Origin of the sequence: Streptomyces sediminimaris (assembly GCF_047049295.1) — a bacterium.
Lineage (GTDB): Bacteria > Actinomycetota > Actinomycetes > Streptomycetales > Streptomycetaceae > Streptomyces > Streptomyces sediminimaris.
Genome location: NZ_JBJWOT010000001.1, coordinates 4081313 through 4104396, shown reverse-complemented (window position 1 = coordinate 4104396; position 23084 = coordinate 4081313). Strand labels below are relative to the sequence as shown.

The window sequence follows — 23084 nt, the reverse complement described above, 5'->3', positions numbered from 1 at the left end:
CCCCGTGAAGGTCCTCGTCATCGGTAACGGCGCCCGCGAACACGCCCTGTGCCGTTCCCTGTCCCTCGACCCCGACGTCACCGCGCTGCACTGCGCTCCCGGCAACGCCGGCATCGCCGAGGTCGCCGAGCTGCACCAGGTCGACGCGCTGGACGGCGCGGCCGTGTCCGCGCTGGCGACCGGGCTCGGCGCCGACCTGGTCGTCGTGGGCCCGGAGGCGCCGCTGGTCGCCGGGGTCGCCGACGCGGTGCGCGAGGCGGGCATCCCGGTGTTCGGGCCCGCCAGGGAGGCCGCCCTGATCGAGGGCTCCAAGGCCTTCGCGAAGGACGTCATGGCGGGAGCGGGGGTCCCCACCGCACGCTCCTACGTCTGCACCACCCCGGAGGAGGTCGACGCGGCCCTCGACGCCTTCGGCGCCCCCTACGTCGTCAAGGACGACGGCCTCGCCGCCGGCAAGGGCGTCGTCGTCACCGGCGACATCGAGGCGGCGAGGGCGCACGCCAACTCCTGCGACCGGGTGGTCATCGAGGAGTTCCTCGACGGCCCCGAGGTCTCGCTCTTCGCCATCACCGACGGCGAGACCGTCCTCCCGCTCCAGCCGGCCCAGGACTTCAAGCGCGCCCTGGACGGCGACGAGGGCCCGAACACCGGCGGCATGGGCGCGTACTCACCGCTGCCGTGGGCCGAGCCGAAGCTGGTCGAGGAGGTCCTGCAGACCGTCCTGCAGCCGACGGTCGACGAGATGCGCCGCCGCGGCACCCCGTTCTCCGGACTGCTCTACGCCGGTCTCGCGATCACCTCGCGCGGGGTGCGGGTCATCGAGTTCAACGCCCGTTTCGGCGACCCCGAGACCCAGGTGGTCCTCGCCCGCCTGAAGACCCCGCTGGCCGGTGTCCTGCTCGCCGCCGCGAACGGCACCCTGGCCGACCTGGAGCCGCTGCGCTGGAGCGAGGACGCCGCGGTCACCGTGGTCGTCGCCTCGCGCAACTACCCCGCCACCCCGCGCACCGGCGACCCGATCACCGGCCTCGACGAGATCGCCGCCGAGGACGCCCCGCACGCGTACGTCCTGCACGCCGGCACCAGGCGCGACGGCGACGCGGTCGTCAGCGCCGGTGGCCGCGTGCTGTCCGTCACGGCGACCGGCAAGGACCTCACTCAGGCCCGCGACCGCGCCTACCGGGCCGTCTCCCGCATCCGGCTCGAGGGCTCCCAGCACCGTACGGACATCGCGGCGAAGGCGGCGGGCGGCGCCTGAGCGGACCCCCGCCCGGCCGAACCACGCAGGCCCCTGACCCGTCTTGAGGTCGGGGGCCTGACACCGTTCCGGTCCCGGAACCGAGTTGGATTCAAGTCAAGAACGCGGGCCTGATCTTCGCTGTCCGTCACCCACCTCTGACCAAAGCCATTCCATCGAGTGACCGCTTCCCCAAGCTGCTGACGGGGCACGGGGCCCCAACTATGGTGCGGCGCAAGCGGTCCGGCACTTGGCCCACCGGCATTGCGATGTCGGGGACGGGTGCCACAGTGGGGGAGTGAGCAACGCCAGGACTGCAAGGGATCCAGTACAGCGGGGGAGGGGGTGAGGTCCGGTCGTGACCGGTAGCGGATTGGGCGTGGAGGCGGGCGCGCAGGCAGCGCGCTCCAGGGCGCTCGCCGTGCTGCGCGTCCGCAGCCGGGCGCTCGCCGTCGCCCTGCTGCCCGCGGCCGTGGCCGTGGTGCTGCTGGCCGGCGCTTCCACGGGCCACCTCGTGGGGCCGGCCTGGCGCGTGGCCCGCTGGGCGGTGACTCCCGTCGCCGTCCTCGTGCTGCTCGCGTCCTGCGCGATAGCGCTGATGGTCGCCCGCGCCCGCCCGGCCGTGAGCCCGACGGTCCCGATCGCCGAGGAGTCCGCCCCGGATCTGTACCGGATGGTGCGTGACCTCGCCGACCGGCTCGACGTCCCCGCGCCCTCCGCCATAGCGCTCACCCCGGACTGCGACAGCTGGCTGGAGGACCGTACCCACCCGGCCCACGGACCGCCCCCGGCGGATCACCGCCAGGACGAGCTCGCGGGCGCGCGCACCCCGCACCGCCGCGGCACCGCCGCCCCCGTGCTGGTCATCGGCTCGCCCTTCCTGTGGTGGATGCGGGTGGGCGAACTGCGCGCGGTCCTCGCCCCGGTCGTCGCCGGTACGGGCCCCTCGGCGCACCCCGACATAGCCGCGGCCCGCCGCTTCGTGCGAGGTCTGGACGCCGCGGTGGCCGTCGCCGCGACGCCCGGCCGCTGCCCGCTGACCCGCCTGGTGTGCGCGGGCGTCGGCCGGGTGGCGAGGCTGCTGCTGCACAGCTGCCAGGAGCACGCGACGCAGATGGAGCGGGGTGTCGCGGCCGCCGCATCCGAGCGCGCACAGGCTGTGGACTACGGCCTCAGGATCGTCGCCCAGGAACAGGTGGGCCTGGCCTACGCGGGCTGGGACCGGCTGCTCACCCGCGTCGCGCTGCCCGCCTGGCGGATGGGCCGGTGGCCCGCCCGGCTGGACGCGGGCGTCGTGGCCGCGCTCACGGAACTCTCCCGCCGCGACCGCCTGGCCGAGGGCTTCGCCTCCCGCCTCGGCGAGCGCCCCGCCTGCGACCTGCTCGAGGAGCCCGGCACGGTCGACGAGGCCGCCTCTCTCCTGGCCGCCCGCCTGTTCCACGGCGGCCCCGCCGCCCCCGGCCCCGACTGGTCCCCGGTGAACTGGGAGGAGTACCCGGACGAGATCGTGGACCGCAAGTGGCGCACCGACGCCGCCCGTCTCCACCGGGTCCTGGACACCGTGGGCGTCACCCGCACCCCCGACGGGCCGACCCTCTCCCGGATCCTGGACCACCTGTCGACGCCGGGCCCGTCCGTGCCGCATGAGCCGCATGAGACGCGTGAGCCGCATGAGCCGCACGCACCCGCGCCCACCGTCGGCGAGGACCCCCAGCAGGCGGCACCCGTACCCACACCTGTATCCGAAAGTGAAAGCGAAGGCGAAGACGAAGGTCGAGGCGGAACGAGCGGTGCGGTCGGAAGCACGGAGACCGAAGCCAGGCCCGGGGGCGAGGCCGAGAGCGAGACCGGAGCTGAGACCGACAACGACACCGGAACTGAGGCCGAGAGCGACGCCGACGTCGAGAGCGACGCCGACGCCGACGACGAACCGGCGCCCAGGAACCCCCGTTTCGCCACGCTCGCCGCGGGTCTCACCGCCGAGCTCGCCCGTGAGAAGACGGCCGCTCCCACCGAGCCCTTGGAGGCTCCCGCCCCCGTCATCTGGGACGACGGTACCTTCCCCCTCTTCCCGCTCCAACCGCCCCGCAGCTCCCGCGAGCTGCTGACCGACCACGTCACGGCGATGGTCTGCTGCGCCGCCATGGACACGGCGGGCGCCGCGCCCGGCCTCGACTGGCTCGACGGCCCGTCCCTCCTCATCAACGGTGAACGGGCCGGGGATCTGACCCCCCGGGTCCTCAGCCTCGTGGAGGACGGAGACGCCGGACCGCTTCGCTCCTGGCTGGTGAAGTCCGGCATACGGCCCGAGAAGCCCGTCCGGCTGGTGTGACCGTAGCGGAAGATCGTGTTCCACTTTCGGCCAATTCGCAACGAGTAGTGACCGCATAGGTGCGCAATGTGATGTGCTTGGACCGATCGGGCACATGGCAGCGGCAAGCGGCACGCACGGCGATACGCGGCACGGCACGCGCGATACCGCGGCACGGCAGGGAGATACCGCGGCACGGCAGGGCGACACGCGGTGCGCGCCACGCACACGACACGCGACCACGGGGGATCCAGGGAGGGAGCGACCATGGGGTCGGACCAGATCCGCCGCTGGGAATCCGGAGCGCTCGCACACGCGGTCACCGACCCCTTCGGTCAGGGTCCCCTCCCCTGGCTGCGCGGCAGCGAGACGTACTTCGGCGACACCGGCCAGGTGGTCCCCTGGTACGTGGACCCGCCCCAGCCGGCCACGGCCGGCGCCCCGCACGGCCCCCGTGTCCCGTCCCCGCGGGCGGCCGGCGGCCCGCGCTCCGCGGACGACGTCCGCCGCCAGATCAAGGGCTTCATCTCCACCGGCGCGGTCGCCCCCGGTGAGGCCGTCGACTTCCACGTCACGGTCGACCCGCCGCAGGAGTTCGGCGTCGACATCTACCGCATCGGCCACTACGGCGGCGACGGCGCATCGAAGATCACCACCAGCCCCCGCCTCTCCGGCATCGTCCAGCCCCCGCCGCTCACGGCGGACCGCACGGTCTCCTGCCACCACTGGTGGCTGTCCTGGCGGCTGCAGGTCCCCTCGTACTGGAGCATCGGAGCGTATGTCGCCGTCCTGACCACCGCCGACGGCCACCGCTCCCACATCCCCTTCACGGTCCGCGACAACCATCCCGCGGACCTGCTCCTGCTCCTGCCCGACATCACGTGGCAGGCCTACAACCTCTACCCGGAGGACGGCCGCACGGGCGCGAGCCTCTACCATGCCTGGGACCAGCAGGGCCGCCTCCTCGGCGAGTCCGACGCGGCGACGACCGTCTCCTTCGACCGCCCCTACGCCGGCGCCGGACTCCCCCTGCACATCGGCCACGCCTACGACTTCATCCGCTGGGCCGAGCGCTACGGCTACGACGTCGCCTACGCCGACGCCCGTGACCTGCACGCCGGCCAGGTCGACCCCACCCGCTACCGCGGCCTGGTCTTCCCCGGCCACGACGAGTACTGGTCGGCGAACATGCGCCGTACCGTCGAACTCGCCCGGGAGCAGGGCACCTCGCTGGTCTTCCTCTCCGCCAACACCATGTACTGGCAGGTCGAGCTGGGCCCTTCGCCGTCCGGCGTCCCCGACCGGCTGCTGACCTGCCGCAAACGCAAGGGCCCGGGCAAACCCGTCCTGTGGCGCGAGGTCGACCGCCCCGAGCAGCAGGTGGTCGGCATCCAGTACGCGGGCCGGGTGCCCGAGCCGCACCCGCTGATCGTCCGCAACGCCGACCACTGGCTGTGGGAGGCGACCGGCGCCCACGAGGGCGACCGGATCGAGGGCCTGGTCGCGGGCGAGGCGGACCGTTACTTCCCGCGCGCTCCGCTGCCCGAGCACGAGGAACGCGTCCTGCTCGCCCACTCGCCCTACACGGACGCCGAGGGCGTCCCGCGCCACCAGGAGACGTCGCTGTACCGCGCGCCCTCGGGCGCCCTGGTCTTCGCCTCCGGGACGTTCGCCTGGTCCCCGTCCCTGGACCGTCCGGGCCATGTGGACCCGCGCGTCCAGCGCGCCACGGCCAACCTGCTGGACCGCATCTGCAAACGGGACTGAGCTCCGGTCGGCTCCACGTCACCGTGCCGCTCCCGCCCACCCGACCGTGCCGCTCCCGCCCACCTGACCGAGCCGCTCGCACCCACCCGACCCTGCCGCCCCCGCCCACCCGACCGTCCTGCCGCTCCCGCCCACCCGCGGACGAGACCGATCCCCGCATACGGGAGAATCGACTCATTGGACAGAACCACGGGGAGGAACCGTGTCCGGATTCGTAGAAAAGCCCGAGCCGACTCAGGTTCCGGGCCTGGTGCACTTGCACACCGGCAAGGTGCGCGAGCTGTACCGGAACGAGGCCGGCGACCTCGTGATGGTCGCCAGTGACCGCATGTCCGCCTACGACTGGGTGCTGCCCACCGAGATCCCCGACAAGGGCCGCATCCTCACGCAGCTCTCCCTGTGGTGGTTCGACCAGCTCGCCGAACTGGTGCCCCACCACGTGCTGAGCACCGAGCCGCCCGCCGGCGCCCCCGCGGACTGGGCGGGCCGCACCACCGTCTGCAAGTCGCTCCGGATGGTCCCGGTCGAGTGCGTGGCCCGCGGCTACCTCACCGGCTCCGGTCTGGCCGAGTACGAGCAGACCCGCACCGTCTGCGGCCTCGCCCTCCCCGAGGGCCTGGTCGACGGCAGCGAGCTCCCCGCTCCGATCTTCACCCCGGCCACCAAGGCCGCGGTCGGGGAGCACGACGAGAACGTCTCCTACGAGGAGGTCGCCCGCCAGGTCGGCGCGGACACCGCCGCCCAGCTGCGCCAGGCGACCCTCGCCGTCTACGCCCGCGCCCGCGACATCGCCCGCGAGCGCGGGATCATCCTCGCGGACACCAAGTTCGAGTTCGGCTTCGAGGGCGAGGGGCTGGTCATCGCCGACGAGGTCCTCACCCCGGACTCCTCCCGCTTCTGGCCGGCCGACCAGTGGGCGCCGGGCCGCCCGCAGCCCTCGTACGACAAGCAGTTCGTGCGCGACTGGCTGACCTCGCCGGCCTCCGGCTGGGACCGCCGCAGCGAGCAGCCGCCGCCGGAGCTCCCGCAGGAGATCGTGCAGGCGACGCGCGCCAGGTACGTGGAGGCGTACGAGCGGCTGACGGGCACGTCCTGGAGCTGAGCGCTGCGAGCTGAGCGCTGCGCGGGCGGTGCCGGACCGTGCCGGAGACCGGCCGCGTCGTCGTGGCCGGTCGCGCGGTTGCCCGCGCCCCTGCGGGGGACGGCCGGGCCGCAGCGGACTTCGCCCGGCCTGCTGAGCGACGAGCGACACGAGAAGACCCCGGCCCTTGAGGACCGGGGTCTTCCTTCGCGAGCGGACGACGAGGCTCGAACTCGCGACCTCAACCTTGGCAAGGTTGCGCTCTACCAACTGAGCTACGTCCGCAGTGCGCCGTGGCGCGCCGCCAACTATACCCAACCCCGCTCGCGTGCGAGCCGCACGGCCGCGTGCCGGTTCTCCGCGCCGAGTTTCGAGACGGCCGACGACAGGTAGTTGCGTACGGTCCCCTGCGACAGCGCGGCCCGCTCGGCGATCTCCGCGACCGGCGCCCCGTCGGCGGCGAGTTCCAGCACCTCGGCCTCCCGCGAGGTCAGCGGGGAGTCACCGGAGGCGATGGCGTCGGCGGCCAACTCGGGGTCGACGTAACGGTTCCCGGTGTGCACCGTGCGGATGATCTCCGCGAGCCGCTGCGCGCTCACGGTCTTGGGCACGAACCCGCGCACGCCCGCCGCGAGCGCCCGCTTGAGGTGTCCGGGCCGCCCGTGACTGGTGACGATCAGCACCCGGCAGTCCGGCAGTTCCGAACGCAGGGATGTGGCGACCTTCACACCGTCCGCGCCCGGCATCTGCAGGTCGAGCACGGCCACGTCCGGCCGGTGCGCCCGCGCCATGGCCAGTGCCTCCGGCCCGCTCGCCGCCTCGGCGACGATCGCGAGGTCGTCCTCCAGAGCGAGCAACGCGGCCAGCGCCCCCCGGATCAGATGCTCGTCGTCGGCGAGCAGCAGGCGTACGACATCGGTCATGCGGTGACCTCTTCCACGCTCAGCGGTACCTCGGCCACCACGCGGAAGACGTCGCCGCCGGCCGGCCCCGCCCGCAGCGTCCCGCCCACCGCCGACAGCCGCTCCCGCAGCCCGGCCAGTCCGGACCCGCCGCCGGCCGCGGTGTCGCTCGCCCCGTCGTTCTCCACGGTCAGCACCACCCGTCCCTCGTCCCGTGCCAGCGCGATGTCACATTGCGCCGCGTCCCCGTGGCGCAGCACGTTGGTCGTGGCCTCCCGCACCACCCACCCCAGCGTCGACTGCACCTCGGTGTCGAGCCCGCCGGTCCGCCCGCGCACCGCGCACGCGATCCCCGCGGCGCTCAGCACCCCTTGCGCTCCGGCGATCTCCGCCCCGAGATCCGCCTCCCGGTAGCCCCGTACGACGTCCCGCACCTCCCGCTGCGACTCCTGCGCGATCCGCTGCACCTCGATCATCTGGTCCACGGCCTCGGGCCGTCCGCGCCGCGCCAGCTGCACGGCGAGCTCGCTCTTCAGCGCGATGACGGCCAGGTTGCGCCCCATCACGTCGTGCAGGTCCCGCCCGAACCGCAGCCGTTCCTCGGCCACGGCGAGCCGGGTCTCGACCTCGCGGGCCCGTTCCGCCTCCCACAGCACGGACAGCGTCCAGGCGCCGCAGCGGCAGGCGAGCAGCGAGAACAGCCCCCCGAAGACGGTCAGCACGCCGACCAGGGCGATACGGGCGAGGTCCTGCCCGGTCCATCCGAACGCGGCCATGAGCACCACGGCCAGCACGGCGAATCGGCGCAGGAACCGCCGTACCGGAACGACCAGCCCGTACAGCAGCCCGAAGGGCAGCAGCGAGGCGCCGATGGCGAGCCGGACGGCGACCGGTCCGGCGGCGTGCAGGGCGGCGAGCGCCAGGGTCAGCCCCAGCGCCGCCCCCAGCAGGACGGCGGCGGGGCGCAGCGCGCCCGGCGGGAGCGGGGCGCGGCCCAGGTAGTGGTCGAGCACCGAGCGGGTGAGCCGGTTGGCCTCCGCGCACTGCAGGGCGCCCACCACCAGCAGCAGCGCTCCGACGGCCAGCGGCACGGGCCGCCGCTGGAGCCCGCCCGCCAGCGGCAGCGCCAGCCAGCACAGCGAGAAGAACCAGGTGGTCGTGTACCAGGTGACGACACTCTGCAGTTCGACCCGCTCCGCCTTGGTCCGCTCCCGCCAGTGCCGCTGCTGCCACTGCCTCATCCGACCGAGCACCCGCACTCCCCGTCCGTCAGCGCCGCGGTTCCCAGCGGAACCACCGCCGTACAGCAAACACCGCGAGGACGGTCCAGGCCACCGCCGTCGCGACGGCGCCCAGCACCTCCTGGCCGCTCAGCTGCCCGGTCCAGCCGCCCCGGACCAGCCGGATCGCGGGGGAGAGCGGCAGCAGCTCGCACAGGGACGCAAGCCGGTCCGGCAGCACCTCCGCCGGGATCGCGATGCCCGAGCCCAGCATCGAGACGAACACCAGCGGCAGCGCGGTGACCTGCGCGCTCTCCACGGTCCTGGTGAAGGCGGCGGTGAGCGCGGCGAGTGCGGCACACAGCACCAGGCCCGTGAGCAGACCGAGGACGGTCAGGTACGGCGCCCGGGGCGCTCCCGCGTCGAGCAGCACCGTGCAGCCGACGGAGAGCACGAGGGACTGGGCGAGCCCGACGCAGACGGCGGGCAGCGCGGTGCCGGCGAGGATCTCGGCATCGCCCGGCTCGCCGGTCCGCAGCCGCTTGAGCACCAGTTCCTCGCGCCGGGCGACGTAGGCGCTGACCAGGGAGGTGTACACGGCGAACAGGAAGGAGAACCCGATCGCGGCCGTGAGCATCACCGTGCCGACGTTCAGCCCCTGGGCCTTGAGGTCCATCCGGTCGATCGCGGGCCGCACGCTGAACGGCAGCGCGAGCGGCACCAGCAGCGCCGTCAGCAGCGTGCCCCGGTTGCGGCCGAGCAGGGTGAGCTCCGCCCGGGCCAGCGCCCGCATCCGCCGCCCGGCGGGAGCCAGGACGAGGGCACTCATGCGGCCACCTCCCGCTCGCGCGCGATCCCCAGGAACGCCTCCTCCAGCGAGGCGGAGCGCACGTCGAGCCCGTGCAGTTCCACCCGCGCCCGTTCGGCCCACGTCAGCAGCCCGGTGGCCGCCCGCTGCAACTCCCGCGTGCGCAGCCGTACGAGAGTGCCGTCCACCTCGTGCCCGCACACGCCCAGTTCGCCCAGCGGCGGCAGGTCCCCGAGGAAATAGCCGGCGGGCAGCCGGAAGGAGATCCGCGCGGGCTGGCGTGCGGTGACCTCGTCCGGGGTCCCGGTGACCGCGATGCGCCCCTCGTGCAGGATGGCCAGCCGGTCGGCGAGGCCCTCGGCCTCCTCCAGGTAGTGCGTGGTGAGCAGCACCGTCGTGCCTCCGTCGCGCAACGCCCGCACCAGCTCCCAGGTGTCCCGGCGCCCTTCGGCGTCCAGGCCGGTCGTGGGCTCGTCCAGGAAGAGCACCTCTGGTTCGCCGAGCAGGGCGAGCGCCAGGTCGAGGCGCCGTCGTTCACCCCCGGACAGCTGCTTGACCCGTACCCCGGTCCGTCCCGTCAGCCCGACGAGCGCCAGCGCCTCCTCCTCCGGGCGGGCCCCGGTCACGCAGCCCGCCCACATCCGTGTGGTCTCCGCGACGGTCAGTTCCGAGGGGAAGCCGCCCTCCTGGAGCATCACGCCGGTGCGCGGCCGTACGGCGCCGCGCTCCTCGTACGGGTCGTGGCCGAGTACCCGTACCCGCCCCCCGGCGGGCCGGGCGAGCCCTTCCAGCAGTTCGACGGTCGACGTCTTGCCCGCGCCGTTGGTGCCGAGGAGCGCGAAGATCTCGCCGCGGCCCACGGAGAAGGTGATGCCGCACACCGCCTCGAACCCGCCCCCGTACACACGCCGCAGGTCGGTGACCTCGATCACGTGCTCGTGTCCGTTCGTGTCCATGACGTCAGCGTCCCGGCGATACGGGGCCGCCGGCAGTGCGCGCTGTCATCGCTCGGCATGACAAATGTCAGAAGCGGCCGCACACGGAAAAGGCCCCGGTCCTGAAGGACCGGGGCCTTACTCCCGAGCGGACGACGAGGCTCGAACTCGCGACCTCAACCTTGGCAAGGTTGCGCTCTACCAACTGAGCTACGTCCGCATTGCCTCCGACCGGCTCCCACCGATCGGCGCGGGCACCAGCCTACCTGATCCACAACAGTGGTCAGGACCGGCGGTGCAGAGCGGGTGACAGGAATTGCACACTGCGCCTTCCCCCTGGAAGGGGGATGTTCTACTACTGAACTACACCCGCACGTACTCCGTGGGCCTTGGCTTTTCGGCCTCGCCCCGCGGCGTGCTCCAGACTCTAACTGACCAGGAGGGGTGCAGCGCAAGTCGGTTGAGCCGAGGGGCGGGTGACCGGTCGTCGGGCGGGGCTCACTGAGCCGCGCTGAACGCCTCGTAGACCCGCTTGGGGATCCTGCCGCGGGCCGGGACGTCCATCTTGTTGGCCTGGGCCCAGGCGCGGACGGCCGCCGGGTCGGGCGCGACCTCCGTCTGCCGGTAGGCCTTGCCGGACCTCGACCGCTTGCGGCCGGCCTCCACGTACGGCGCGAGCGCCTTACGCAGTTTCTTCGCATTGGCTTGATTCAGGTCGATCTCGTACGACTTGCCGTCGAGTCCGAAGGCGATCGTTTCCGCCGCTTCCGAGCCGTCGATGTCGTCAAAGAGCGTGACCACGACCTTCTGCGCCACGAATATCGGTCCCTTCGTGCGGCACGCTGACAATTCATTTGTACGCTTCATTTGTACAGTGCCGGACAATGCAATGTGAAGTCCGACTAAATCGTTCCGCGTGTCAAAAAGCAAGAGGGGGCGCGGCGACTTCGATTGAAGGGTGGTGGGGGCGGACCGGCGGGCGCAATAGCTGCCGGGCATCGATCCCGGATTTTTCCCGTAACTTTTCGCCCCCGGACACCCTCCCGCCGTGTCGTGACGGGCGTCACGTAGTTTCCTACAAGTCGACGCGCGTAGAAATTTTGTGCGGGTAGTCTGAAGTCACTTGTAGGAACCTGCTCAGCACCACACACCGGGAGTGCCAGTGGCACGCGTCGTAGTCGACGTCATGCTCAAGCCGGAGATCCTCGACCCCCAGGGCCAGGCGGTCCAGCGCGCACTGCCGCGACTGGGTTTCGAGGGGATCTCCGACGTACGTCAGGGAAAGCGATTCGAACTGGAAGTTGACGGGCCGGTCGACGAGGCCGCGCTCGCCCGCATCCACGATCTTGCGGAATCCTTCCTCGCCAACACCGTGATCGAGGACTTCACCGTCAAGGTGGAGAACGTCGCGGAGGCGACGCAGTGACCGCTCGTATTGGCGTCGTCACTTTCCCCGGAAGTCTCGACGACCGGGACACCCGGCGCGCGATCCGCCTCGCGGGCGCCGAAGCGGTCGCCCTCTGGCACAAGGACAAGAACCTCCACCAGGTGGACGCCGTCGTGCTCTGCGGCGGTTTCTCCTACGGCGACTATCTGCGGGCCGGCGCCATCGCGCGGTTCTCGCCGGTGATGGAGCCCCTCGTCGAGCAGGCGAAGGCCGGACTGCCGGTCCTCGGCATCTGCAACGGCTTCCAGATCCTGACCGAGGCGCACCTCCTCCCGGGCGCGATGCTCGGCAACGACCACCTCCACTTCATCTGCCGCGACCAGAAGCTGCGGGTGGAGAACGCGGAGACCTCCTGGACCAGCGACTACACCGCCGGCCAGGAGATCCACATCCCGCTGAAGAACATGGACGGCCGGTACGTCGCCGACGAGTACACCCTCGACAAGCTGGAGGCCGAGGGCCGCGTCGCCTTCCGTTACGTGGACTGCAACCCGAACGGTTCGCTGCGTGACATCGCCGGCATCAGCAACGAGGCCGGCAACGTCGTCGGTCTGATGCCGCACCCGGAGCACGCCGTCGAGCCGCTCATCGGCAGCGGCCGTACCGACGGCCTCCCCTTCTTCACCTCGATCCTCAAGAAGCTGGTCAACGCATGAGCCGGACGCCTCTGGACACGGTCGAGCACGCGACCGAGACCCCCGACGTCGAGCTGCCCTGGGCCGAACTCGGCCTGAAGAAGGACGAGTACGAGCGGATCGTGGGGATCCTCGGCCGCCGCCCGACCGGTGCCGAGCTCGCCATGTACTCCGTCATGTGGTCCGAGCACTGCAGCTACAAGTCCTCCAAGGTGCACCTGCGCCAGTTCGGCGAGAAGGCCCCCGAGAACGACGCGCTGCTCGTCGGCATCGGCGAGAACGCCGGCGTGGTCGATGTCGGCCAGGGCTACGCGGTCACCTTCAAGGTCGAGTCGCACAACCACCCCTCCTACGTCGAGCCCTACCAGGGCGCGGCCACCGGCGTCGGCGGCATCGTCCGCGACATCATCGCGATGGGCGCACGGCCGGTCGCGGTCGTCGACCCGCTGCGCTTCGGCGCGGCGGACCACCCGGACACCAGGCGGGTGCTCCCGGGCGTCGTCGCGGGCATCGGCGGCTACGGCAACTGCCTGGGCCTGCCCAACATCGGCGGCGAGGTCGTCTTCGACGCCTGCTACCAGGGAAACCCGCTGGTCAACGCCGGTGCCATCGGCGTGATGCGGCACGAGGACATCCACCTCGCGAAGGCGTCCGGGTCCGGCAACAAGGTCATCCTCTACGGCGCCCGGACCGGCGGCGACGGCATCGGCGGCGCGTCGATCCTCGCCTCCGAGACCTTCGACGACGTCAAGCCCTCGAAGCGTCCCGCCGTGCAGGTCGGCGACCCCTTCCAGGAGAAGCTGCTCATCGAGTGCACCCTGGAGGCGTTCAGGGAGAAGCTGGTCGTCGGCATCCAGGACCTCGGCGCGGCCGGTCTGTCCTGCGCCACCTCGGAGCTGGCCTCCAACGGCTCCGGCGGCATGCGCGTCACCCTGGACGACGTGCCGCTGCGCGACTCCACGCTCTCGCCCGAGGAGATCCTCATGAGCGAGTCGCAGGAGCGCATGTGCGCGGTCGTCGAGCCGGAGAAGGTCGACCGGTTCCTGGAGATCTGCGAGAAGTGGGACGTCATCGCCACCGTCATCGGTGAGGTGACCGACGGCGACCGCCTGGAGATCTACTGGCACGGCGGCAAGATCGTCGACGTCGACCCGCGCACGGTCGCGCACGAGGGCCCGGTCTACGAGCGGCCGTACGCCCGCCCGTCCTGGCAGGACGAGCTCCAGGCGGACGACGCGGGCAGGCTCGCGCGGCCCGCCACCTCCGAGGAGCTGCGTGAGCAGGTCCTGAAGCTGGTCGGCTCGCCCAACCAGGCCTCCAAGCAGTGGATCACCTCGCAGTACGACCACTTCGTGCAGGGCAACACCGTCCTCGCCCAGCCCGAGGACTCCGGCATGATCCGCATCGACGAGGCCAGCGGGCTCGGTGTCGCGATCGCGACCGACGGCAACGGCCGGTACGCCAAGCTCGACCCGTACACGGGCGCGCAGCTGGCGCTCGCCGAGGCGTACCGCAACGTCGCCGCCACCGGCGCCAGGCCGCTCGCCGTCTCCGACTGCCTGAACTTCGGCTCGCCCGAGGACCCGGCCGTGATGTGGCAGTTCGCAGAGGCCGTCCGCGGGCTCGCCGACGGCTGCCTGCAGCTCGGCACGCCGGTGACCGGCGGCAACGTCTCGCTGTACAACCAGACGGGCGAGGCCGCGATCCACCCGACCCCCGTGGTCGCGGTCCTGGGCGTCATCGACGACGTGGCCCGCCGCACGCCGGTCGCCTTCCAGGAGGAGGGCCAGCTGCTCTACCTCCTCGGCGAGACCCGCGAGGAGTTCGGCGGCTCGGCCTGGTCGCAGGTCGTCCACGACCACCTCGGCGGCCTGCCGCCCGAGGTCGACCTGGAGCGGGAGCGCCTGCTCGGCGAGATCCTGATCTCCGCCTCCCGCGACGGCATGATCGACTCGGCGCACGACCTGTCCGACGGCGGTCTGATCCAGGCGGTCGTGGAGTCGGCGCTGCTCGGCGGCAAGGGCGCGCGTCTGGTCGTACCGGACGGGCTGGACGCCTTCACGTTCCTGTTCTCCGAGTCGGCGGGGCGCGCGGTCGTCGCCGTGCCGCGCTCGGAGGAGGTCCGCTTCACCGACATGTGCGGTGCGCGGGGCCTGCCGGCCACCCGCATCGGTGTCGTCGACGGCGACACCGTCGAACTGCAGGGTGAGTTCGAGCTGCCGCTGGCGGAGCTGCGCGAGGCGCACGAGGGAACGATCCCGGCACTGCTCACCTGAGCCGGCCCCGGCTCCGGTCCGGTCCGCCGGTCCGGTTCCACGGCAGCCCCGGGGCCCCGCCCGTCGCGCACGGGCGGGGCCCCGGGACTCCGCGAGCACGGTGTGACGCGGGCTAGGCTCACCGCCATGCCACCGGCCAGGAAACGCGCCCGTACGTACGACTCCGTCAAGATCCGTGCCGCGGTGACCGCGCAGTTCGGGCACCTGCGGGAGGCCGTGCGCACCCTGAGCCCCGAGCAGCTGGCCGGGCCCACGCGGCTGGGGGAGTGGACCGTGCGGGACCTGATCGCCCACACGGGGATGGCACTCGGTGCCGTCAGCCGCTTCATCGACCTGCCGGAACCGGCGCGGCAGGAGGTCACGGTCCTCGACTGGCCGTTCGCGACCGCCGCCGGCGCGACCGGGATCGACGACGCGAGCCGCCGGCTCGCCGCGGACAACCCCGACCTCGGGGCCTACCTCGCCGCCGTCGACCGCCGCTTCACCGCGGACCTGGCCGAACACCGCGGCACCCGCCTGCTGGCCACCGGAGCCGGGTCGATGCCGCTGTCCGACTACCTGGTCACCCGCACCGTCGAACTGATCGTCCACACCGACGACCTCAACGACGCCGTCCCGGGCCTGGAGGTGCCCTACGAGCGCCAGGCCCTCGCCGCCTGCACCCGGCTGCTCGCCGACGCCCTGGCCGCCAAGGCGCCCGGCGGCGCCACCGAGGTGCGGATCCCGCCGTACGCCGTGGTGCAGTGCGTCGAGGGACCGCGGCACACCCGTGGCACCCCGCCCAGCGTCGTCGAGACCGACCCGCTGACCTGGATCCGGCTCGCGACCGGGCGCCTGAGCTGGCCGGAAGCGGTCGACAGGGCCCGGGTCGGCGCCAGCGGCGAGCGGGCGGACCTGAGCGGGCTGCTGCCGCTGATGGCGTGAGCCGCGGGAACCGGTCTTTCGTCCCTTCCGTCCCATCGGTATGGGCACACCGCGACTCACCCTCGCCGTCCTGACCGTGCTCCCGCTCGTCCTGGGGTGCGCGGGCGACGGCGGCGGCGCCTCGGCGGAGCCGGGCGTGACGGGCGTGCACTGGAAGGTCGACAGCGTCACGGTGGACGGCGTCACGCGGCAGGCCCCCGCGGACGCCGGCGCCGGCGTCCGTTTCGGCACGGACGGCACCGCCGTGGGCAGCTACGGCTGCAACCAGTTCGGCGCGAGGGCCGCCTTCACCGGCCACCGCGTCGAGCTCACGCACGCCCACCGGACCCTGATGGCCTGCGAGCCGGAGCGCATGGCCTTCGAGCGGGCCCTGTCCCGCACCCTCACCGGCCGCTCGCTCGCGGTCGGGACGAAGGACGGCGAGCTGACGCTCACCGCCCGCGACGGCGACCGGGTCCACCTGACCGAGGAGAAGGACGTACCGCTGTACGGCACGAGGTGGACGATCACCTCCCTCGGCGCCGGGGGCACGGCGACGAGCCTCCCGCGGCCGGCCCGGGGATCGGCACACCTCACCTTCGGCAAGGAACCGGGCAGGGTCACCGGCCGCCTGGGGTGCAATCACGTCACCGCGAAGGCGACGGTACGCGACGGACGTATCACGCTCGGTCCCGCGTACACCACCCGAATGATGTGCGACGCCTCACTCATGCGTATCGAGAAGCGCCTCCTGCGTCTCTTCGACGGCACGGCCGGCTACACCCTGGATCATCGAACCCTCACGCTGACCAGCGGAAACGGAGAAACCGCCGAAGCGGTCGCCGGACGGTGACCGAAGGACGGCAGGTATCCCCAATTCGGACCAGTGGTCGATCTCGCCTACACTCGGTGCCGTGCCACGTGGTGACGGTCGACTCAATCACGATCTGCTCCCCGGTGAGAAAGGCCCCCAGGACGCCTGCGGCGTCTTCGGAGTCTGGGCTCCGGGCGAAGAGGTCGCCAAGCTCACTTACTTCGGGCTGTACGCCCTCCAGCATCGGGGCCAGGAATCCGCGGGAATCGCGGTCAGCAACGGCTCCCAGATCCTCGTCTTCAAGGACATGGGCCTGGTCTCCCAGGTCTTCGACGAGACCTCCCTCGGTTCGCTCCAGGGTCATATCGCGGTCGGACACGCCCGCTACTCGACCACCGGTGCCTCCGTGTGGGAGAACGCCCAGCCGACGTTCCGCGCCACCGGGCACGGTTCCATCGCGCTCGGCCACAACGGCAACCTGGTCAACACCGCCCAGCTCGCCGAGATGGTCGCGGACCTGCCGAAGAAGGAGGGCGGCCGCACCCCGAGGGTGGCCGCCACCAACGACACCGACCTCCTGACGGCCCTGCTCGCCGCCCAGGAGGACGCCGACGGCAAGCCGCTGACCATCGAGGAGGCCGCGCACACGGTCCTGCCGAAGGTCAAGGGCGCCTTCAGCCTCGTCTTCATGGACGAGCACACCCTCTACGCCGCCCGGGACCCGCAGGGCATCCGCCCGCTGGTCCTCGGCCGCCTGGAGCGCGGCTGGGTCGTCGCCTCGGAGTCCGCCGCCCTCGACATCTGCGGCGCCTCCTTCGTCCGCGAGATCGAGCCGGGCGAGTTCGTCGCCATCGACGAGAACGGTCTGCGGGCGTCGCGATTCGCGGAAGCGAAGCCCAAGGGCTGTGTCTTCGAGTACGTGTACCTGGCCCGCCCCGACACCGACATCGCCGGCCGGAACGTCTACCTCTCCCGGGTGGAGATGGGCCGCAGGCTCGCCAAGGAAGCACCGGTCGAGGCCGATCTGGTCATACCGACCCCGGAGTCCGGCACCCCGGCCGCCATCGGCTACGCGGAGGCCTCCGGCATCCCCTTCGGCGCCGGCCTGGTCAAGAACGCCTACGTCGGCCGGACCTTCATCCAGCCCTCGCAGACGATCCGGCAACTCGGCATCCGGCTGAAGCTGAACCCGCTGAAGGAAGTCATCAAGGGCAAGCGCCTGGTGGTCGTGGACGACTCCATCGTCCGCGGCAACACCCAGCGGGCGCTGGTGCGGATGCTCCGCGAGGCCGGGGCCGCCGAGGTCCACATCCGGATCTCCTCCCCGCCCGTGAAGTGGCCCTGCTTCTTCGGCATCGACTTCGCCACCCGCGCCGAGCTCATCGCCAACGGCATGACCATCGACGAGATCGGCACCTCGCTCGGCGCCGACTCCCTGGCCTACATCTCCATCGACGGCATGATCGAGGCGACCACCATCGCCAAGCCGGACCTCTGCCGCGCCTGCTTCGACGGCGAGTACCCGATGGACCTCCCGGACCCCGAGCTGCTCGGCAAGCAGCTGCTGGAGACCGAACTGGCGGCCGGTCCGGCCGCCACGGCCGCGGCCGACGCGATCCGTCGCCCGTAAGCCTCGTAGAAACCGACACGAAAGATCCCAGGCAATGTCTGCTGCGTCTGATCAGTCACCTCCGGCGACGGGCCCCGTCACCGGGGCTTCCTACGCGGCTGCCGGCGTCGACATCGAAGCGGGCGACCGCGCCGTCGAGCTGATGAAGGAGTGGGTGAGAAAGACGCGGCGGCCCGAGGTCCTCGGTGGCCTCGGCGGCTTCGCCGGCCTCTTCGACGCCTCCGCCCTCAAGCGCTACGAGCGTCCCCTGCTGGCCTCCGCCACCGACGGCGTCGGCACCAAGGTCGACCTCGCCCGGCAGCTCGGCGTGTACGACTCCATCGGCCACGACCTGGTCGCCATGGTCATGGACGACATCGTGGTGTGCGGCGCCGAGCCGCTGTTCATGACCGACTACATCTGCGTCGGCAAGGTCCACCCCGAGCGCGTCGCCGCCATCGTCAAGGGCATCGCCGAGGGCTGTGTGCTGGCCGGCTGCGCCCTGGTCGGCGGCGAGACCGCCGAACACCCCGGGCTCCTCGGCGAGGACGACTTCGACGTGGCCGGTGCCGGTACGGGCGTCGTGGAGGCCGACCGGCTGCTGGGTGCCGATCGCATCCGTACGGGTGACGTGGTGATCGCCATGGCCGCGTCCGGGCTTCACTCGAACGGGTACTCGCTGGTCCGGCACGTCCTGCTGAACCAGGCGGGCCTGTCGCTGGACGCACGGATCGAGGAGTTCGGCCGCACCCTCGGCGAGGAGCTGCTGGAGCCGACCAAGATCTACTCGCTGGACTGCCTGGCCCTGACCGGTACCACCGAGGTGCACGCCTTCTCGCACATCACCGGCGGCGGGCTGGCCGCCAACCTGGCGCGCGTGATCCCCGACGGACTGCACGCGGTCGTCGACCGCTCCACCTGGACCCCGGCCCCGGTCTTCGACCTCGTCGGCAGGACCGGTCGGGTCGAGCTGCTGGAGCTGGAGAAGACCCTCAACATGGGCGTCGGCATGATGGCGATCGTCCCGCAGGAGTCGGCGGACGTGGCCCTCACGACGCTGGCCGACCGCGGGGTCGGCGCATGGGTGGCCGGAGAGATCACGGACCGCGGCGACCGTACGACCGGTGCGGCACTGACCGGCACGTACGCGCGCTAGAAGCGCCGCGGGCCGACGCCCGCCAGAGCAGCGTCAAAACCCGGTCCGGTGGTGTGGACCACCACGGACCGGGTCGAGCGCAGCTGGATCGTCAAGCGCCGCGGCGTTGAGACGTCGGACCGGACTCGTCGTCCTCGTCCTCGTCGTCGTTATAGAGATCCGCGTACTGGGCGTACGGGTCGTCATCGTCCTCGTCGTCCTCGAACGGCTCGCCGTTCGGTGGCTGACTCGAAGTCGAAGCGCCCAGCTCGCTGGCCAGACGCGACAGGTCTGTCCCGCCGCTGTTGTACTTCAGCTGGCGGGCGACCTTCGTCTGCTTGGCCTTGGCCCGGCCGCGCCCCATGGCTCGACCCCCTCGGTGACGGGGCTCGACGGCCCCAGAGTCTTGACACGCGTTCATGATCTGGAACGGACTCTCATCGGAGAGACCGGTCCGTAGGACTTCCACGGTACCTGAGCCCGCGCCCATACGGTACGTCGCCCACAGGACGGGCCCGGATCCAGGACCCCCGGGGCGCGCCGTCCCCGCTGGTCAACCGCGATTTTAACCACTTCTCGGCAGGCGACCCGCCGACGAACGTGAGAGTTCTCTCCAAGTGTGCGCCGACGGGTACCGCTCAAACCTCCCGGGGGTCAGAACCTGCGCGCCGCGGCCGCCTCGTGCATCCGCTGCTCGGCGATCCGGTCGGCCGCGGCGGCCGGCGGGATCCCGTCTTCCTTCGCACGTGCGAATATGGCCAGCGTGGTGTCGAAGATCTTCGCGGCCTTCGCCCTGCACCGCTCGAAGTCGAAGCCGTGGAGCTCGTCGGCGACCTGGATGACGCCGCCCGCGTTCACCACGTAGTCCGGGGCGTAGAGGATCCCGCGGTCGGCGAGGTCCTTCTCGACGCCCGGGTGGGCGAGCTGGTTGTTGGCGGCGCCGCAGACCACCTTCGCGGCGAGCGCCGGCACGGTGTCGTCGTTCAGGGCTCCGCCCAGTGCGCACGGGGCGTAGATGTCGAGTTCGCCTGCGTGGGCGCCGCGGATCAGGGTCGCGGTGTCGGCGACGGCGGTCACGCCCTCCGGGTGAGCCGCGAGGATCCGCCCCACGGCCTCCTCGCGCACGTCCGTGACGAGGACCTCGGCGCCCTCCGCCCGCAGGTGCTCCACCAGGTGGCGGCCGACCTTGCCGACGCCCGCGATGCCGACCCTGCGGCCGCGCAGCGACGGGTCGCCCCACAGGTGCTGGGCGCTGGCGCGCATGCCCTGGTAGACGCCGAAGGCGGTCAGCACCGAGGAGTCGCCGGCGCCGCCGTTCTCGGGGGAGCGGCCGGTGGTCCAGCGGCACTCGCGGGCCACGACGTCCATGTCGGCGACGTAGGTGCCGACGTCGCAGGCGGTGACGTAGCGGCCGCCGAGCGAGGCGACGAACCGGCCGTAGGCGAGCAGCAGTTCCTCGGTCTTGTCCTGCTCCGGGTCCCCGATGATCACGGCCTTGCCGCCGCCGTGGCCGAGTCCGGCCATGGCGTTCTTGTACGACATCCCGCGCGCGAGGTTGAGGGCGTCGGCGACGGCGTCGGCCTCGCTCGGGTACGGGTAGAAGCGCGTACCGCCGAGCGCGGGGCCCAGGGCGGTGCTGTGGATGGCGATGACGGCCTTGAGGCCACTGGCGCGGTCCTGGCAGAGCACGACTTGCTCATGTCCGCCCTGGTCCGAGTGGAACAGGGTGTGCAGTACATCAGCAGGCGCGCCGGTTACGTCGGTCACTGTGGTGACTCCTGAGTAAGTAGCGGCGGGTGGAGAGTGGCTCCCCGTGTGGGTGGCGGGGTTGTGAGGACGAGATTAGAGCCTGTGGGCCCCGCCGTTCGCGCAGTGCTCAGGATCACCTCCTCGCGGCGTACGTCCGTGGGACGATTTGCATGGATTTCCCGCCGTCCGTGAGCGGGGCCGGCAGGTTTTCCCGGTGGTGGGAGGGGGAGGGAGCAGGCGTGCCCAAGGTGTCCTCGGTGATCGTCCCGTACGCGACGTATCTGCGCGTGTACGAGCCACTGGCCGCCTTCCCCGAGCCGGAGCGCGGCCACTGGGCGCGCTATGCCCGGCGCGCCGACCGTCCCTCGTACCAGGACGAACTGCGCCGCTCGCTGGCCGACTTGGTGCCCACCCCACCGGTCCCGGTGCCGGTGCACGAGAGCAGCGACGCCTTCGTGGCCGAGGTCGACGGGGTGGTCTGCGTGTGCCCGTGGCGCACCCGGCTGCGTGGCTGGCAGGCCCTCCAGCAGCTGCCCGAGGAACTGCCGAAGCCGGTCCTGGAGGCGGTGCTCCCGGAGGTCGTACGGCGCCAGGCGGCCCAGGACTTCGAGCGCTGGCTGACCCGCAACCCGGACGCCCGGCCCTGGATCCGCACCGCGACCTGGCAGGTGCCGCTGCACTGGTTCGTGCTGGTGTCGGACGAGGAGCGGCGCTTCGACAAGGGCTCCGGCGAGATCCCCCCGATGCTGCGCTACCGGACGCCGATGGTGCAGGCGCGGCGGCGCGTGGCGCGGGCCCTGCGGGCGCTCAAGGACGGCGTCGACGAGGGGCCGCTGATCGACGGCCTGGTGGACGTCGGGCGCTGGCTCGAGGAGTTCCACCCGCGCTCGCTGGTGGAGCTGGACTACGGCGGTCTGGTGCACGTCCTGCCGGCCGGCGAGCTCGAGGACGACCACTCGGCGGCGGACGTGGCCGGGGGCATCGAGGCGCTGCGGCAGGGCGACGGGGCGGCCGCGGGGGCGGCGTACGCGCGGCTGGTGGAGCGCTGGCGCTCCGTCAGGGACCGGCGCTCGGCGAACTGACGTTTGACGTTCCGCCCGTTTTGGGGTTTTCTCCTGGCATCGATGTGCGAACCGCGTGCACTGATGTCCTGCTGACATGGGGCGTAGGCCGCGATCCGGGCTTTCGCCCAAGTCACCCGCAAACGCGGCAAGCGTGACGGACCGCACGTACAAGGCTCTTGCGCCTCATGCCCCTCCTCATGCCAAAATAGGACAAGGAGTCCGGGGAGGACTCCGTCCGTGTTGCACGCTTTGGGGGGTCTGGTGACTCCTGATCGTCCTGTGACTGATCGTCACAGTGGCGTGACTGTCCGCTATGGCATGGTCCATCGGCTTCCGTCGCTGATGAACACCTGGAGGGGCAATTCCATCGGTTTGGCCGACGCGGCTGGACAGATGGTGTAGTTGTAGTGCCGAGGACAAGCCGTTCGTCCTATAACCGACTCGACTCGCGTCCGCCATTTCGGGCAACGCGGGTCAAGGTGCAGAATTTAGAGGAAAGAACCGAGAAGGTTCGGTTCTCCCGAGGAGGCCGCTCATGACCGCTCGCACCCCTGATGCCGAGCCGCTGCTGACCCCGGCTGAGGTCGCCACCATGTTCCGCGTCGACCCCAAGACGGTCACGCGGTGGGCCAAGGCCGGCAAGCTCACGTCGATCCGCACGCTCGGCGGGCATCGCCGCTACCGCGAGGCGGAGGTCCGCGCCCTGCTGGCGGGTATTCCGCAGCAGCGCAGCGAAGCCTGAACAACAACTCCATAACCGGGCAAACCGGCAGGTCCCCCAACGTGCCGAGGCGCCCGGAACCCTAGCTCCAAGCGACGCGGGGTCTGCCCCAACAGGCTCCACGCCCGGGCTCATCAGAGCTTCCCGAGCACGTGACAGGGTGCGTCGTCGATCGCGCTGGACTCCGCCGAGTCCGGCGCGATCTTTTTTGTGCGCGGTGTGTGCCCGGTCCGGCGGCTCTGTGGGTGGCCTTGTGGGAGTCTGGGGAGGGCTGTCGGATCTGCTGTGAGAGGCCCGTCGGGCGGCGTCGGGGGAGTCGCCTCCGGACGGTGCAATTGCACATATTAAATTGACCAGTTGTAGGCGGGGGGTAAGTACCGCACCTTCGGAAACTCATGCGGTGACTCCTGTCACATGACAGAGTCCTTGTCCCCTGCGTCCCGGGTGCGCTAGTGGAGCCTCGTGTTCCA

Annotated in this window: 20 protein-coding genes and 3 tRNA genes; 13 read left to right on the top strand and 10 right to left on the bottom strand. The window is 71.6% G+C overall.

The window, feature by feature from the left end; translation table 11 throughout:
• Positions 1–4: 4 nt before the first annotated feature.
• From purD to ACJ9NR_RS18935, 4 genes are all read left to right on the top strand, one after another.
• Entirely contained in the window at positions 5–1258 is a 1254-nt protein-coding gene (gene purD / locus ACJ9NR_RS18950; protein WP_412488752.1) for a phosphoribosylamine--glycine ligase, read from the top strand.
• Positions 1259–1595: 337 nt separating this feature from the next.
• Positions 1596–3569 carry an ICP22 family protein gene (locus ACJ9NR_RS18945; RefSeq protein WP_412488751.1) on the top strand — a complete coding sequence of 658 codons (1974 nt, stop codon included), beginning with the start codon at positions 1596–1598 and terminating at the stop codon, positions 3567–3569.
• 246 nt (positions 3570–3815) lie between these two features.
• Positions 3816–5315, top strand: a complete 1500-nt coding sequence (locus ACJ9NR_RS18940; protein ID WP_412488750.1) for a N,N-dimethylformamidase beta subunit family domain-containing protein — start codon at positions 3816–3818, stop codon at positions 5313–5315.
• A 202-nt stretch (positions 5316–5517) separates the two neighbouring features.
• Complete coding sequence (locus ACJ9NR_RS18935; protein WP_412488749.1) at positions 5518–6417, top strand: phosphoribosylaminoimidazolesuccinocarboxamide synthase; 900 nt, start codon at positions 5518–5520, stop codon at positions 6415–6417.
• A gap of 191 nt (positions 6418–6608) precedes the next feature.
• On the opposite strand, the gene ACJ9NR_RS18930 is transcribed toward ACJ9NR_RS18935, so the two are convergent.
• From ACJ9NR_RS18930 to ACJ9NR_RS18895, 8 genes are all read right to left on the bottom strand, one after another.
• Positions 6609–6681, bottom strand: a tRNA-Gly gene (locus ACJ9NR_RS18930).
• A 23-nt stretch (positions 6682–6704) separates the two neighbouring features.
• Positions 6705–7319 carry a response regulator gene (locus ACJ9NR_RS18925; RefSeq protein ID WP_412488748.1) on the bottom strand — a complete coding sequence of 205 codons (615 nt, stop codon included), beginning with the start codon at positions 7317–7319 and terminating at the stop codon, positions 6705–6707.
• Positions 7316–8539 carry a sensor histidine kinase gene (locus ACJ9NR_RS18920; protein WP_412488747.1) on the bottom strand — a complete coding sequence of 408 codons (1224 nt, stop codon included), beginning with the start codon at positions 8537–8539 and terminating at the stop codon, positions 7316–7318. The genes ACJ9NR_RS18925 and ACJ9NR_RS18920 overlap by 4 nt, the downstream gene beginning before the upstream one ends.
• Before the next feature lie 28 nt (positions 8540–8567).
• Positions 8568–9347: an ABC transporter permease gene (locus tag ACJ9NR_RS18915; RefSeq protein WP_412488746.1), complete on the bottom strand. Its 780-nt coding sequence runs from the start codon at positions 9345–9347 to the stop codon at positions 8568–8570.
• A complete protein-coding gene (locus ACJ9NR_RS18910) occupies positions 9344–10282 on the bottom strand; it encodes an ABC transporter ATP-binding protein (RefSeq protein ID WP_412488745.1) in 939 nt (312 codons plus the stop codon). The genes ACJ9NR_RS18915 and ACJ9NR_RS18910 overlap by 4 nt, the downstream gene beginning before the upstream one ends.
• 126 nt (positions 10283–10408) lie before the next feature.
• Positions 10409–10481, bottom strand: a tRNA-Gly gene (locus ACJ9NR_RS18905).
• 81 nt (positions 10482–10562) lie between these two features.
• A tRNA-Gly gene (locus ACJ9NR_RS18900) sits at positions 10563–10634 on the bottom strand.
• A 125-nt stretch (positions 10635–10759) separates the two neighbouring features.
• Positions 10760–11077 carry a histone-like nucleoid-structuring protein Lsr2 gene (locus tag ACJ9NR_RS18895; RefSeq protein WP_412488744.1) on the bottom strand — a complete coding sequence of 106 codons (318 nt, stop codon included), beginning with the start codon at positions 11075–11077 and terminating at the stop codon, positions 10760–10762.
• A 346-nt stretch (positions 11078–11423) separates the two neighbouring features.
• On the opposite strand from ACJ9NR_RS18895, the gene purS reads away from it, so the two are divergent.
• From purS to purM, 7 genes are all read left to right on the top strand, one after another.
• Positions 11424–11687: a phosphoribosylformylglycinamidine synthase subunit PurS gene (purS, locus tag ACJ9NR_RS18890; RefSeq protein WP_412488743.1), complete on the top strand. Its 264-nt coding sequence runs from the start codon at positions 11424–11426 to the stop codon at positions 11685–11687.
• Positions 11684–12364 (top strand): phosphoribosylformylglycinamidine synthase subunit PurQ, encoded by a 681-nt coding sequence (gene purQ / locus ACJ9NR_RS18885; RefSeq protein ID WP_412488742.1) that lies wholly within the window; start codon positions 11684–11686, stop codon positions 12362–12364. Before purS ends, purQ begins: the two co-directional genes overlap by 4 nt.
• Positions 12361–14619: a phosphoribosylformylglycinamidine synthase subunit PurL gene (gene purL / locus ACJ9NR_RS18880; RefSeq protein ID WP_412488741.1), complete on the top strand. Its 2259-nt coding sequence runs from the start codon at positions 12361–12363 to the stop codon at positions 14617–14619. Before purQ ends, purL begins: the two co-directional genes overlap by 4 nt.
• Positions 14620–14745: 126 nt before the next feature.
• Positions 14746–15543 (top strand): maleylpyruvate isomerase family mycothiol-dependent enzyme, encoded by a 798-nt coding sequence (locus ACJ9NR_RS18875; protein ID WP_412488740.1) that lies wholly within the window; start codon positions 14746–14748, stop codon positions 15541–15543.
• 40 nt (positions 15544–15583) lie between these two features.
• A complete protein-coding gene (locus tag ACJ9NR_RS18870) occupies positions 15584–16375 on the top strand; it encodes an META domain-containing protein (protein WP_412488739.1) in 792 nt (263 codons plus the stop codon).
• 61 nt (positions 16376–16436) lie between these two features.
• Positions 16437–17966, top strand: a complete 1530-nt coding sequence (gene purF / locus ACJ9NR_RS18865) for an amidophosphoribosyltransferase (protein ID WP_412488738.1) — start codon at positions 16437–16439, stop codon at positions 17964–17966.
• Positions 17967–18000: 34 nt separating this feature from the next.
• Entirely contained in the window at positions 18001–19101 is a 1101-nt protein-coding gene (gene purM / locus ACJ9NR_RS18860) for a phosphoribosylformylglycinamidine cyclo-ligase (RefSeq protein WP_412488737.1), read from the top strand.
• 91 nt (positions 19102–19192) lie between these two features.
• Here purM and ACJ9NR_RS18855 read toward each other — a convergent pair whose 3' ends face one another.
• Complete coding sequence (locus tag ACJ9NR_RS18855; RefSeq protein WP_389430765.1) at positions 19193–19444, bottom strand: DUF3073 domain-containing protein; 252 nt, start codon at positions 19442–19444, stop codon at positions 19193–19195.
• A gap of 290 nt (positions 19445–19734) precedes the next feature.
• The gene (locus ACJ9NR_RS18850) at positions 19735–20847 is read right to left on the bottom strand and encodes a Leu/Phe/Val dehydrogenase (protein WP_412488736.1); all 1113 of its coding nucleotides are present in this window, start codon (positions 20845–20847) and stop codon (positions 19735–19737) included.
• Between the two features lie 221 nt (positions 20848–21068).
• Here ACJ9NR_RS18850 and ACJ9NR_RS18845 point away from each other — a divergent pair, with 221 nt between their 5' ends.
• The gene (locus ACJ9NR_RS18845) at positions 21069–21911 is read left to right on the top strand and encodes a DUF8083 family protein (protein WP_412488735.1); all 843 of its coding nucleotides are present in this window, start codon (positions 21069–21071) and stop codon (positions 21909–21911) included.
• 517 nt (positions 21912–22428) lie between these two features.
• On the top strand, positions 22429–22635 hold the full coding sequence (gene bldC / locus ACJ9NR_RS18840) for a developmental transcriptional regulator BldC (RefSeq protein WP_003949541.1): 207 nt from the start codon (positions 22429–22431) through the stop codon (positions 22633–22635).
• Positions 22636–23084: the final 449 nt, after the last annotated feature.